Raw genomic sequence first — 14,025 nt, 5'->3', positions numbered from 1 at the left:
TCTGCTATTCAACCCTCTTGTTATGGTTTATTGTTTTATAATTTTTACAGTTGCTTCTGAATTATTTATTCTTATTACATACACTCCTGCACTTAAAGAAGAGAGATCTGCCTGGTTATTGACAAACTGTCCTGATTTCACAAGCTGACCGAGGGCATTAAAAACCTGAAAACTGTACTCTTTATCCACCGTAGCCCTGATGTAAAGGATACTAGAAAAAGGGCTTGGGTATAAAGAGATCTTGTTATTCTTAATTTTTAGTTCAGAATTTACTTTGCTCAGTCTAGGTTCTTTAGATATCGTATTCATTTTTGAGAGCGGACCTTCTTCATTACCATTGGCATCATATTCTATTTTCACACATCGGCATCCCGTTCCGAAGTACGGATCATTATTATCATGAAAGACCATTATCCTGTTGGTTGTAGAAGCTGCATCAAACAAAACATTAATAGACCTTCCAATGTAATTTGAATTTAAAGCATCCGTCCATACAGCCGGATACTGAAAGTTGAGAACATTGAACGTTCCCTGTGAAGTCTGATTGGCAATAACACTTCTGAAACCTCTTGATCCGGAATCAGGGTAGTTTCCTATGGGATAAGCCGGATTGTTAAACAAATACCCTACCGTAGCATTGGCCGAATTTCTCACTCTTGCTCCCAAATAATCAGTCGCAATACTATATGATGTGGCCACATTCTTATCTTTTTTATACCAGGGAGTTTGTCCGAAATCAGCACCTGAAACCAAAGCTACACTGGTCAGATCAGGAATCCTCCATCCTTCAGGACAAGGATCAAAAGGTGATTTACTACCTCCTCTTCCCCACCGGTCAGGCGCTAAATTGGGTTCCTGTGCCAGCCAGTCTGTACCGTTCGTATAATTGGGTGTTGTACTGTTATAAGGAGCCCATGTACTTGGGATCATATATACCAGAGGATTTTTCACAGAATAGGATAATATTTTTGAAATTTTATCAGCTGGCTTATCCGTTAACTGTACATTTGATAACGTCGCATACGTGTTATACGGTACAATATAATTTCCTGAAAGATTGTTATATTCAGACTGATTAAGCGTAGTGTACGAAACAGTTCCTTTAGGAGCAGGAGTTCCCAGAAACACATTATAAAAGCTTCTATTATCAGCATACTGGAATGGAGGAATGGGATCTTTTCTACCCCATTGATAATGCAGTCCGGTAGAGGCACGTATTTTTAACAGCTCATCAGCAGTTGGCGCCTGAGGATTGACAATGTTGGGAAAAGCATCTGTTGCTCCGAGATTACGATCCATAAAGACCGTCTGTAATGCAACATCAGCTTTGTTGACATAGTTCACATAATTTGTAACTGCTTCCGGGACTTCTGTAACATAAGAATAAGATCCTACAGGAGAATCTGTAACCCAGATATGCCAGCTCCAATATACAGGTGAAGATACGTCGCCATTATGCAATGTTACCACAGCATTTCCACTTTCATTAGGAGCAATTTCTACAGATATTTTAGAATTAATAATATCCTGCAGTGATGAAGGTGAAGGATTCACCATTAGAATTCTGCTGATAAGAGAGGTATTGGTAGTCCATAGCACATTGGTTTTTAAATTAGTAAAATTGGAAGGATTTAATATCTCAAGATTACCCAATAACTGGCTTTGTACAGAAAACGCTTTACTGACCGGAATTTCAATAATAGTGGCTGTTTCGCTTTTAACAACCTGATACGTATTCGGGCTATTGAAACCTTCTTTGAATTCTGTGGCTACTGGCAGGTATTCTGTTGGGAAATCATAATCATTAATGGTGTATAGGGGATCTTTTATACATCTGCAGCCGTTAGCATCTGAGGTATACATTCCGGACATTGGAAAGTAATAATAACGTCCTTTAATATTAGGATAATTCGCATCCGGAATATCAGGCTGTGTTTTATCCGGAATCATGGAAAGCCCTCTTACCGTAACAGCCGGAGAAGCATCAAACAATCGAGTCAAAGTAGCCGTCCACAATGCAATATGATGCTGATCACTGTATTGTCCTAAATGGGCTCCTCTGATAAGCTGTCCGTTTCCGGGAAAAACCCCCATATTATATCCTCCTACCGCAGATAGATCAAAGCCAAGATTGGGATAAATCCTAAACCCTGTCATAAAGGCTGGAATTCCTGCATCAGTAGGTTTTATGATATGATATTTATTGGCTTCAAAAACATTTCTTGCCATATTGGTTTTCACCCCGAAAGGCGAAAAATCTATTCTTATATCATCTACATAGGATCCAGAGGCCAGATTCGCTACCAGCATTGAGGGTATACGCCATCCATTAGGACATGGATCATAAGGAGATTTATCTCTATAAGGTTTAGCTTTTTCATCTGTATTGTAAATGCTTTCGATTTTTCCTTGTGCATTGTCTGACCAAAGATTGAGTTCTGAAAGCCTGTTACTCGGCAAGGCAGTAGATTTACCAAACCAATTGACAGGAAGATTAAGATTATTATTATAGTAAGCCTGACCTGAATTATCATCTTTATTAACATAGATAAGACTCAAAGGATTTTTTACAGAAAGCCTTATATTATTGGTAACCTCCGCAGAAGAAAGCAGAACAAACTTCCTGAGATCATCAATACTTACAGCATTGGTCATATTTTTAGCCCCTCTATGTCTCACTCTGCCAATAGATCCTGAAGCTTCGTAGAAATCGTTTCCTCTTGTAACCAATGGCGGAATAGGATCTTTTCGTCCCCATTGATAAAGAAGTCCGATACTTCGGTTCCAGTCTGATGCCGTGATAGAACTTGTGATAGCACCCAGATTTCTATCCATCCATTTCCAATCGGAGTCTGGAATAACCTCAGTAGTTCCGTCTGATTTCATTCTTTTGACGTTGTTGAAACTTCTATAGGTAACTCCATTCGTAGGATCATCCGTTACCCAGATATGCCAGCTCCAATAAATTTCGCCGTTTACTTTAAGAGCAATCACAGCATTTCCCTTTTTCGCTTTGTTGACAGGAACCTTTATCTTAGCATCCTGCCCTGTTCCCATTATTTCAAGGGCATAGTTTACTCCGGACTTTATAAGCCCATGAACGTCTTCCCATAAAACATCTGCAGTTACTGTACCCGCCGGAATACCGGTTCCGTTAAGATATCCGCCTCCTTCCCACATTGCATAGGCTTTCTTTACGGGAACCAACAATCCTTCGCTATTCTGATTGGGATCAAAAATATAACTGTTAGGAGCTTTTTTCCAGTCCGGAAGAAATAATGTTGTCAATTCATGGACTGGTCTTTTCAATGAGTCAATGCTCTTGGCATGCCATACCGTTCTTATATATGCTGCTGAGGGAAGGCTTCCTCTGATATTAGCTTTAGAACAGACTCCAAATAATATCAGGCAGATAACTGCCGCTAATTTTTCAGTTAATCTTTTCATACCTTATGGTTTAGTGTTATTAGCGGAATGCAATTTTTACGCCCATTTCAATGAAAAGAGATTTATTATATAAATAAAAACATCATATTTTAATTATGTTATTAATAATATAAAACAAAACCTGATAAACAGTACAAATACCCAAAACCTTTTACATAAAAAAAGACAGCCTTAAGCTGCCTTTATATTTTAATGTTCAAAATACTATGGAAGAATATGGTTTCTATAAAGATCTATCGAAAATCTTCCAGCCTTAATATTATTAAAGATGGAGAAGACGACAAAATTGAAGACAACCAGTGAAATAATAAATGCATAAATCATATTTTTAACCCTTCCGGAAACAACATACATTGTATTCGGAATAATAATGTACGAGAACCCAATAAATGCTCCTGCAAGTCTGGATGAGAAGATAGGGTTATTTCTAAAAATAAAGTAAAGACAGATCCCAATTACAGCATAGTTTCTATGATATTCGTAATAAGGATACAGCTCTTTCATCTTATTATCAAAAACAAAAAGGAAGAAAGTAAGGATAGCCATCATGACCTCCGGGATTCCGATCCCACCATTAAGCCGTTGTACCGTCTCATCCATATATCCATTAAATCCTTCTACAAGTGTACTGTTAGAAGCCATACCATCTAAGAAACCTCCAAAACTCCTATAGATTTCAAACGGCGATAAAAAGACAGACCCTACAATCATAATCAGCATCACCGTTCTGTTTAACGGAACACGGGCCAGCCAATACATCGGCAGGAATAAATAACAAACACTGTGTATACCAGATCCTATGAATATAAAAAACAGGTAATGCCAGAGCTTCCGTTCTTTAATATACCGTATCGCAAAATAAACAATAAAAGTTCCCAGGTTTTGTCTGATCTGCCCACTCTCCCCGATAAAGAAGTTAGGAATAAACATAAACAGCGTAAAAGTAAAGGGATAAAAAGTATTGTCTTCTGTATATTCCACTTTAAAGATCATCGCAAAAATGGCAATAACCAGCGTCAGCATATAAAAGGGAGCATCAAAAAAATTGAGAAGTATCTTATTAATCAAAGTATACAGCCATTCCACATCCAGGGTTTCCGTACCTTCCATATGGAGCATCTTCATAAAGATACTGTAATAGCTTTTGGTATCAGAGTAAATATAAATTCCCTTGTAACTTCCGTAATCCGGACCTACGCTGTCTCTAAGACCAACAATAATAATAAAATAAACAGCAAGGAACCAGAACCACTTTTTATCAACCTTCTTTCCATACACCTCCTGAACACTGAAAAACAGCATATAGACAATTGCAATTAAATAATATGGATGTAGTAAACTCATGCTAAATCTCTGGTGTTTTTTTAAACTGATGATATGCTGTGATTATTCCGGTCAGAATTAAAGGCAGGAAAAGCCTCACTTCCCAGAAAAGTCCCACTAAAGTAATCATAAGAAGATAAGGAATGGAAAAGAAAAAATACTTTCCAAAAACACTCCTGTTTTCGTCTTCTGTACACAGCTTGTATATAAAATAAATCACAATTAATGCAAAGACCAATCCTGCAAGATTGAAAGGACTGGAAAAGTTTCTGTTAATATAAAACCCTTCCACAAAAGTAGTTTCGTCCTGAACAAGTAATGCTCTCAATCCCAGATAAGGAATCAGAAAAGCAACAACCAATGGTATAATTTTCCAGATTACCTGATAATTTCCTTTTTTCAACTCATCAATATTGAAAAATACCGCGGCAAAAAAAGCAATGTTCAAACAGGCTGTTTCTCTTACCAGAGTAGAAACTCCGATGAGACCAATGAGAATATAAAAGAAAACATTTTTTCTGGTATCTAAATATTTCAGGGTTAAAAAAACACCCGCCAGATAGCAGAATAGTGCAATAGTATCACAATTTGTAGGTGCATATTGTGTGATCACAATGAAAAACACAGATAAGAGATGAATAATCCTTCTCGCATTAAGATTCAGCAGAAGTCCTATTGACTTCAATTGAAAAACAGCATTCAAAATCAAAGAACATAAAACAAAGAACACACTGTTCATCAGGAAAAGCCCATGATAAAAAGGGGTTCCGTTTTTTGATAGAAAATCTTTGAAGAAAGAAAGGGGTCCGTTAATCAGACTGTACATCAGATCTGTCATCTGTACACTCAGATAATTAGGAATCACTCTGTAAGCATATACGGAGGAAAATAAAAAGTCAGGAGTAGTCTCTGATGTTTTCAGTCTTGTATAGGAAGATTCAAACCCATAATAAGACATGGCAAACAACAGCAGCGGAAGTACTATTACAAATAGAAATCCGTTTATTTTTTCATCATTTCTTTTCAACATATCTAAAAACAGATTCTTATTTTTTTAATAATAATGGTGGTTGAAAATACATTTTTTCAAAAGGGAACTTTTGCAAAAGTAGAATATTTTTTCATTCTTCCTAGAATATTTTATTGATTTTCAGTCAAAACTTATCGCTAACTATTTTGAACTAATGCTTAAAAAATTAAATTTGCAGACTTGATTTAAATGCAATGCATCGCTTTTTTATATTTTTATATTATCTGATTTCCAGAAATAAAATCCTATCTGTACTGACAGCTTTGGGAATTGCCGTTTTATGCCTATTCTTTGCGTCAAAGATCAATTTTGAGGAAGACATCAATCAGATTATTCCTAAAAATGAAAAATCAGATCTTACGGCAAAGGTTCTTAAACAGCTCAATTTTTCGGATAAAATTATTGTTATTATAGAGAATAAATCCGGAGAAGACAGCTTCCAGCTTTCCGAAACCGCAGATACTTTCCTCAAAAAAATTGATCCTCTACAAAAGTATATCGGCTCTGTTCAGGGTAAAGTGAATGATAATGAGATTTCTGAAACCTTTGATTTTGTCAGCCAGAACCTCCCTTTATTCCTTAATGAGAATGATTATAAAGAAATTGACCGGAAACTTCAGAAAGACAGCATTGCGAAACAGGTAGAAAACAATTACATCTCACTGGTTTCTCCCACAAGTCTTGTCACCAAAGAGTTTATTAAAAAAGATCCTTTGGGACTTACTTTTTTAGGAATCAAAAAATTAAATGCTTTAAATATCAGCAAAGACTTCAAACTCGAAGACAGCTATATTGTAACCAAAGATGGTAAAAACCTCTTACTTTTCATTGACCCCAGGAACAAAAGCAATGATACAAAAGCAAATGAAGCTTTTATAGATCAGCTTAATTCTATAAAAGACCATATCAACAAACAGTTCAAAGGAAAAACAGAGATCAGCTATTTCGGCTCTCCGGTGATTGCTGTGGCCAATGCAAAACAAATCAAAAAAGACATACAGAACACGGTAGTCATTTCCATGACGGTGCTTTTGATCCTTCTGATCTATTACTTCAGAAATATCTTTACACCTATCATTGTGTTTTTGCCCACGGTGTTTTCGGTACTGCTTGCCCTTTTAATCCTTTATTTTATCAAAGATAAGATTTCTGCAATTTCATTAAGTGTAGGCGCTATTCTGATAGGGATTACGATAGATTATGCCCTGCATATTCTGACGCATTACAAACACAACAACAATATTGAAGAGCTTTACAAAGAAATCACCCAACCTATTGTATTAAGCAGCGCAACGACAGCCGTTTCATTCCTGTGCCTGGTTTTTGTACGCTCTGAAGCACTAAAAGATTTAGGCCTTTTTGCAGCCATTACAGTTATTCTTTCTTCAGTCTCAGCATTAATTATTGTTCCTCAGCTTTATAAACCAAAAGAAAAAGAACATCTCAACACCAATTTTATCGATAGAATCGGCTCTTATCCTTATGAGAAAAACAAACCTTTAATCATAGGATGTTCCATTATCATTCTTGCCTGCCTGTTCGGATTCAGACATGTGGGCTTTAATGAAGATATTGGTGATCTGAATTATATTCCAAAAGAATTAAAAATCAGTGAAGCAAAACTGCAGAAACTTTCCGATATCACTTCAAAATCAATCTACACTATTTCTTATGGAAATTCTGAAGAAGAGGCATTATCCAGAAATTCTGAACTCAGCAGCTTCCTTGAAAAAGAAAAGAAAGAGGGTAAAATTTTAAGTTATAATTCTATCGGAAGTATCGTGCTTTCAGAAAAAGACCAGCAAAAAAAGATTGACCACTGGAACCAATTCTGGAATGACCAGAAAAAGAATCAGGCCATTACTGGGCTGGTCGGTAACGGAAATAAATTCGGGTTCAACAGTTCTGCTTTTGACAGTTTTAATGAAGCTTTGCATAAAAACTATACCGCATTAAGTCTAAAAGACTATCAAAAGGTGAAAGCACTTCAGATTTCAGAATTCATGAGCAGCGAAAATGGTTTTTACACCGTTTCCAATGTTGTGAAAGTGAACGAAAATAAACGGGATACTTTCATCAAAGATATTGAGAAGAAACATGATGCCATTGCCATTGACCGCCAGCAGATGAACGAGAATTTCCTTGGACTCCTGAAAAGGGATTTCAATACCTTGATTAATTATTCTCTTCTTGCGATCATTTTAACAATCATTGTTTTCTTCAGAAATTTTGAATTAACAATCCTGACCATGTTCCCAATTGTCCTGACGGGTATTGTGACAGCCGGAATTCTTTATTTCCTGGGACTTGAATTAAATATCTTCAGTACCGTTGTATGTACTCTTGTATTTGGAGTTGGGGATGACTTTAGTATTTTTCTGACACAGGCTATGCAAAAAGAACATACCACAGGAAAAAATGAATTGCCCACTTACAGAACATCCATTATTCTTGCCGTTTTCACGACTATTCTGTCTATCGGATCTCTGATCTTTGCCAAGCATCCGGCTCTGCATTCTTTAGCACTCGTGGCGCTGATAGGAATGTTTTCTGTGATTATTATTACCTCTACATTATATCCTTTCTGGTTCAGATTATTCATTACCAACCGGGCCAAAAAAGGACTTTCACCAATCACCTTCAGACTCTCGGTTATTTCAATCTTCTCATTTTTATACTATGGAATCGGAGGTCTTATATTTTCAGCGTTTGGAAGCTTCTTCGTTAAAAATTCCAAAGGAAAAACCCTGGATATTATCAAACTTATTTTAGCCAGATTTTTAACTTCTGTCCTTTATTCCAATCCATTTGTAAAGAAGAAGGTCATTAAAAATACATTGGAAGACTTCAGTAAACCTGCTGTCATTATTGCCAATCATACGTCTTTCCTTGATACCCTGGCAATAGCAATGGCTACCCATAAAATCATTTACCTTGTGAATGACTGGGTATATCAGTCTCCTGTTTTTGGGAAATTGGTACGGGCATTGGGCTTTTATCCTGTTTCACAGGGAATCGAGAACGGAATGGAAAAACTGAAGGAAAAAATTGAACAAGGATATTCCCTGGTTGTTTTCCCTGAAGCAGAGCGTTCTTACACCAATGATGTGAAAAGATTCCATAAAGGCGCATTTTATCTTGCCGAGCAGTTCGGTCTGGATATTCTTCCACTCTATATCCACGGAAACTCTGAGGTATTACCGAAAGGAGATTTTATAATCTATGACGGAAGTATTACCGTAAAAGTGGGGAACAGAATCAGCAAAGATGACATTAGTTTTGGTAAAAACTATTCTGAAAGAACCAAGAAGATCAATGCCTATTTCAGAGAAGAATTTGCAAAACTGAGAGAAGAGATTGAGGATGAAAATTATTTTAAAAAGAAATTATTCCTGAGCTACCTGTATAAGGACAGTGAAGTGGTAAAAGAAGTAAAAGAAGATTTCAATAACAATAAATCAGTATATTTCGAAATGAATAAGCATATTTCCCATGAAGCCAACATTCTTCATATGGCGGATGATTTCGGACAGAAAGATGCTTTATTAACGCTTTACCAGGCAAGCCGAAGAGTTTTTTCTCTGATAAAAAATGATGAAAAAAGAGCAACAGCTGCCCATAGCTATCTGGTAAAAAGAAGAAAGATACAGTATATAAAAGATCTTTCGGAAGTGAACAAAAAGATTGATGTACTTATTGTCTCACATGATCATTTTACATTCAATGATATTCAGGATCTCCCTGAAACAATCATTTTTGTAAATACAAAAAACACTTCATTTGAAAGTGATAATTATGCATTAAAATTTAGTTCTGAATCATTAAAAGTATTTAAAACTAAATAATAAATATGAAAAACATATTTTTGTAAACGCTAAAGAAAACTAATGAAGAAAAATATACTTGTCATATATTATTCACAAACCGGACAACTCGAAGATATCGTGAGAAACATAGCCCAGCCTTTTGAAGCAAAAAAGGATGCTTATGACATTATGTATTACAACATTCAGCTAAAAGAAGACTTTCCTTTTCCCTGGCCAGGCGATGTATTTTTCAACACCTTTCCTGAATCTTATTTACAGATTCCTAAAGAAATCCTTCCTCCTTCAGAAGAAATTCTGAACAAAAAGTACGACCTTATTCTTTTTGGGTATCAGGTATGGTATCTCACACCATCTATTCCTATTATTTCATTTTTAAAGAGTGGTTACGCAGAACGTATTCTTAAAGATACTCCTGTAGTCACTATCTCCGGAACCAGAAATATGTGGATGCTCTCCCAGGAGAAATTAAAGGTATACTTAAGAGATTTACAGGCTAAACTTGTGGGGAATATTGCACTGGTAGACAGACATGACAACTACACGAGTGTATTGACCATCCTTCGATGGCTCACAACAGGTCAGAAAGAAAAATCAGGAATGCTTCCAGCGGCAGGAGTTTCCGATGAAGAAATTGCAGGTTCCGTAAAGTATGGCGAGATTATTGAAAGACATTTTAATAATAATGACCTTAATAGTTTACAGCCGGATCTTGTTAAGAATGGAGCCATTGAAATTCGTGCGTTTCTGGTACGTGTAGAGAAGGTAGGAAACAAAATTTTTACAGTATGGTCTAATCTGATCATCAAGAAAAAAGAGAAACGTCCATTGCTGATAAAATTCTTTAAGGTATATTTGATGGCAGCGATATGGATTATCTCACCTGTCGTTTTGGTTTTACACCTGCTTACAACCCCTATATTTTGGTTTAAAAGACAAAAACAAAAAAGATATTTACAAGGAATTAATTTAAAATAGAATGTACGACGTATTTATAACAAAAGCATCAAAATACTTACCCAATGAGCCGGTAGCGAATGATGAAATGGAGACTTATCTTGGGCTTATCAATGATGCGCCATCCAAAGCAAAATCACTTATCCTAAGAAATAATAAAATTACGACACGATACTACGCTTTAGACACAGAAGGAAATCCTACCCACTCTAATGCGCAGCTTACTGCAAAAGCAATCGAAGGCCTTTTTGATGAAAACTTCAAAAAGGAAGATATGAAATTATTATCCGTAGGAACTACTTCACCAGACCAGATCCAGCCTTCTCACGCTTCTATGGTACATGGTGAACTGAACATCGGAAAATCTATTGAAATTAATACTTCAACAGGTCTTTGCAACTCAGGAATGAATGCTCTGAACTACGGATTCCTTTCTGTAAAAGCCGGAGTACAGGACAATGCTGTATGTGCAGGTTCCGAAAGAATGTCTGCGTGGATGACCGCTGATAAATTCAACCACGAAGCTGAAAACTTAAAGTTACTGGAAGAAAGACCTATCGTTGCTTTCAAAAGAGAGTTTCTGAGATGGATGCTTTCTGACGGAGCAGGAGCTTTCCTTTTGGAAAACAAACCCAGAGAAAACGGTATTTCTTTAAAGGTAGAATTTATTGACTTTTATTCTTATGCTCACGAAATTGAAGCATGTATGTATGCCGGATGTGACAAACTGGAAGACGGAAGCCTGAAATCATGGGCAGACTACCCTTCTGATGAATGGTTGAAGCAATCTATTTTTGCCATCAAACAGGATACTAAAATCCTTGATAAATATATCCTTGTAAAAGGAGCCGAAAGTTTAAGATCTTCTTTTGACAAACATAATTTAGATCCGGAAAAAATTGACCACGTATTGGCTCACATTTCTTCAGGATATTTTAAAGACGGACTGAAAGAAGAGTTTGCGAAAAAAGGAATGGATTTCCCTGCAGAAAAATGGTTCTATAACCTTTCTGAAGTAGGAAACATCGGAGCAGGATCTATATTTATTGCCCTTGAAGAATTAATGAACTCAGGAACATTGAAAAAAGGAGAAAAAGTACTTCTTTGCGTTCCCGAAAGTGGAAGATTTGCTTATTCGTGTGCGTTATTAACCGTTTGCTAATGGAAAATAAACTGCCTACATCCGATAAAGATTTTGTAGAAAGTCTTATTCCGCAAAGGTTTCCTTTTGTGATGGTGCATGAGCTGTCAGAGTATTCTGAAAGCCATCTTTTGTCAGGTTTTGAAATACAAGAAGATAACCTCTTCATCCAGGACGGATTATTTCAGGCTTCCGGACTGATTGAGCACCAGGCACAAAGTGTTGCACTGCATACAGGATACAAGTATTACCTGCTGGGGAAAGACGCGCCTACAGGATATATCGGCGCGATCAAATCTTTTGAAGCTGAAGTATTGCCTAAAATAGGAGATCAACTGAAGTCTGAGGTAACCATCCTCAATGAAGTTATGGGAGTAACCCTGGTGGATATCGTTACCAAACTGAACGGTGAAGTGATTGCAAAATCTCAAATGAAAACCGCTGTAAAATAAACTGGAAATGGAAATAAAGGAAGAGAATATCATCAATATACACAACTTTTTACCGCATCGCGAACCGATGCTGATGGCAGATTTCATCCTGGAGCTGACCAAAGAAAAAGTAGTGACTTCCTTTGAAATAAAAGAAGACAATGTTTTTGTTCACAACAATGAATTTGCAGAAGCCGGCTTAATTGAAAATCTGGCACAAACCTGTTCTTCTATCCTGGGACAAAGCTTCTTTGAAAATCCTGAAGCAGATACAAAAGTAATCGGGTTTATTACCAATATCAAGAAGATTGAAATTTTTGCCCTGCCAAAAGTGAATGACAAAATCATTTCCAAAGCTTCACTCATTTCACAGTTTGAGAACATCTGCCATATCTTCTGTGAAACATTTAATAATGATGAACTATTGATCAGAGCAGAAATCAACCTGTTTATTCAGGAGGTAAAATCATAAAATCAATTCGACATAGATATAAAAAAGCTGTACGTTTTTGTACAGCTTTTTATTTTAAATTGCATAATTAATTCTTTGCTTATGAACATTTGTGCAATTCATTAGTGCCATTTGTGTTTAAGATATAAGTTTTGGCTAAAGACAGTTGATTTTTTCCATTTTTTGCAAGTGGGCTAAAGCCCACTCCTATTGAATTGACTACAGCAGTCTTGCCATAAAAAACATTCATTTTTCATCTGTTTTAACTACAATAGAGCCTCACAAAAAACAACTGATAATCAATACAATACAAACAACAAAACATCATCATAAGATGAATTATTTCACGTGAAACATTTTATAAATCCATGAAACACTTCTTATTAGGCAAAATCATATCCAAACAAAATAAAATGAAATCTTGCCCATTCAACCCTATAAAAAAGTCACGCTGTTTAGAATCTAAACAGCGTGACTTTTTATGAAAGTTTTGTGAATTTTTATTAGATAACTACTTCATAGTCATTCCCTCCGCAGATCTGCTCAGCAGGACCAGCAATATCAGTATTGATATCTACGTTGCGGATTTGACCATTCGTTCCGTTAGCACATGAAATATAAACAGTTATACCTCCTTGTACTTTTTTTAATTGGCTTTTTGTAAGTAACTTTAAGTTTCTCATGGTTTAAATTTGTTTTAAATTATTAGTTTTTGTTGTTTAAGACAAACAAATATAGATAAAACAATCAAACCACCCATATATTTTCAATAATTAACAAAATTTTATACATATTCGTAATTAAACATAATGGGTTTCTGTTTTTTAGAATCTGCAAAATATTTTCATAAAGCCTCTGTTTCAAAGCAATAACTCCCTCAGAGGTAATATGATTTACATATAATGTATTTTCACTATTTTAGCCACCGATTATAAGAATCAAAAAACAGGTGAAAATTTTTCATCTGCAATCTAAAAAAATTATAGTATTTAGATGAAAAAACAAGACCTGCCTCAAGACGAAAGTAACCTGAAATCCGCTAACATGACGGAAGTGTTGTATGTGACGGATGAGAACGACAATTACACGACAGCAAACAGTACAGGCTGGGATGCCAAGAAAGCTGCTCTGGATGAATCGATGGAACTCATTTATGAAAGAATTGAGGAAGCAAAGCAAAATGTTGCCCATAATAAGGTAAGTCCCATCGTTTATTTTATGGAACTGAACAAAATGGATCTTGGAGTCCTTGCATCTTATGTAGGAATGTGGCAATGGAGGGTAAAAAGACATTTTAAACCCAGGATATTTAAAACACTAAGCGAAACTGCACTGAAAAAATATGCCGATGCTTTCGGAATTTCGGTGGATGAATTAAAAAACTTCAACGGTAAATAATTGAAATAAGGCTATAGATAATG

10 protein-coding genes are annotated in these 14,025 nt (G+C 36.0%); 6 read left to right on the top strand and 4 right to left on the bottom strand.

Translation table 11 applies throughout. The features are described 5' to 3' along the window. Positions 1-27: 27 nt before the first annotated feature. From JOE44_RS18985 to JOE44_RS18975, 3 genes are all read right to left on the bottom strand, one after another. On the bottom strand, positions 28-3,447 hold the full coding sequence (locus JOE44_RS18985; protein ID WP_209786792.1) for a T9SS type A sorting domain-containing protein: 3,420 nt from the start codon (positions 3,445-3,447) through the stop codon (positions 28-30). Positions 3,448-3,651: 204 nt separating this feature from the next. Further along, positions 3,652-4,791: an EpsG family protein gene (locus JOE44_RS18980; protein WP_245169812.1), complete on the bottom strand. Its 1,140-nt coding sequence runs from the start codon at positions 4,789-4,791 to the stop codon at positions 3,652-3,654. 1 nt (position 4,792) lies between these two features. Next, positions 4,793-5,800 carry a hypothetical protein gene (locus JOE44_RS18975; protein WP_209786791.1) on the bottom strand — a complete coding sequence of 336 codons (1,008 nt, stop codon included), beginning with the start codon at positions 5,798-5,800 and terminating at the stop codon, positions 4,793-4,795. 194 nt (positions 5,801-5,994) lie between these two features. On the opposite strand from JOE44_RS18975, the gene JOE44_RS18970 reads away from it, so the two are divergent. The 5 genes from JOE44_RS18970 to JOE44_RS18950 are packed head-to-tail and all read left to right on the top strand — an operon-like array spanning position 5,995 to position 12,625. Further along, complete coding sequence (locus JOE44_RS18970; RefSeq protein WP_209786790.1) at positions 5,995-9,645, top strand: MMPL family transporter; 3,651 nt, start codon at positions 5,995-5,997, stop codon at positions 9,643-9,645. 42 nt (positions 9,646-9,687) lie between these two features. Then, positions 9,688-10,602: a dialkylrecorsinol condensing enzyme DarA gene (locus tag JOE44_RS18965; RefSeq protein ID WP_209786789.1), complete on the top strand. Its 915-nt coding sequence runs from the start codon at positions 9,688-9,690 to the stop codon at positions 10,600-10,602. Position 10,603: 1 nt separating this feature from the next. Next, complete coding sequence (locus tag JOE44_RS18960; protein ID WP_209786788.1) at positions 10,604-11,743, top strand: beta-ketoacyl-ACP synthase III; 1,140 nt, start codon at positions 10,604-10,606, stop codon at positions 11,741-11,743. Next, complete coding sequence (locus tag JOE44_RS18955) at positions 11,743-12,174, top strand: hypothetical protein (protein WP_105684196.1); 432 nt, start codon at positions 11,743-11,745, stop codon at positions 12,172-12,174. Before JOE44_RS18960 ends, JOE44_RS18955 begins: the two co-directional genes overlap by 1 nt. Positions 12,175-12,181: 7 nt before the next feature. Further along, positions 12,182-12,625, top strand: a complete 444-nt coding sequence (locus JOE44_RS18950) for an ABC transporter permease (RefSeq protein ID WP_209786787.1) — start codon at positions 12,182-12,184, stop codon at positions 12,623-12,625. Positions 12,626-13,107: 482 nt separating this feature from the next. Here JOE44_RS18950 and JOE44_RS18945 read toward each other — a convergent pair whose 3' ends face one another. Then, positions 13,108-13,287, bottom strand: coding sequence for a hypothetical protein (locus tag JOE44_RS18945; protein WP_105684194.1), 180 nt, complete (start codon positions 13,285-13,287; stop codon positions 13,108-13,110). Between the two features lie 310 nt (positions 13,288-13,597). Here JOE44_RS18945 and JOE44_RS18940 point away from each other — a divergent pair, with 310 nt between their 5' ends. Next, positions 13,598-14,002 (top strand): hypothetical protein, encoded by a 405-nt coding sequence (locus tag JOE44_RS18940; RefSeq protein ID WP_209786786.1) that lies wholly within the window; start codon positions 13,598-13,600, stop codon positions 14,000-14,002. Positions 14,003-14,025: the final 23 nt, after the last annotated feature.

The organism is Chryseobacterium sp. PvR013 (assembly GCF_017833095.1).
GTDB classification, from domain to species: Bacteria; Bacteroidota; Bacteroidia; order Flavobacteriales; family Weeksellaceae; genus Chryseobacterium; species Chryseobacterium culicis_A.
This window is presented reverse-complemented; position numbering and strand designations above follow the sequence as displayed.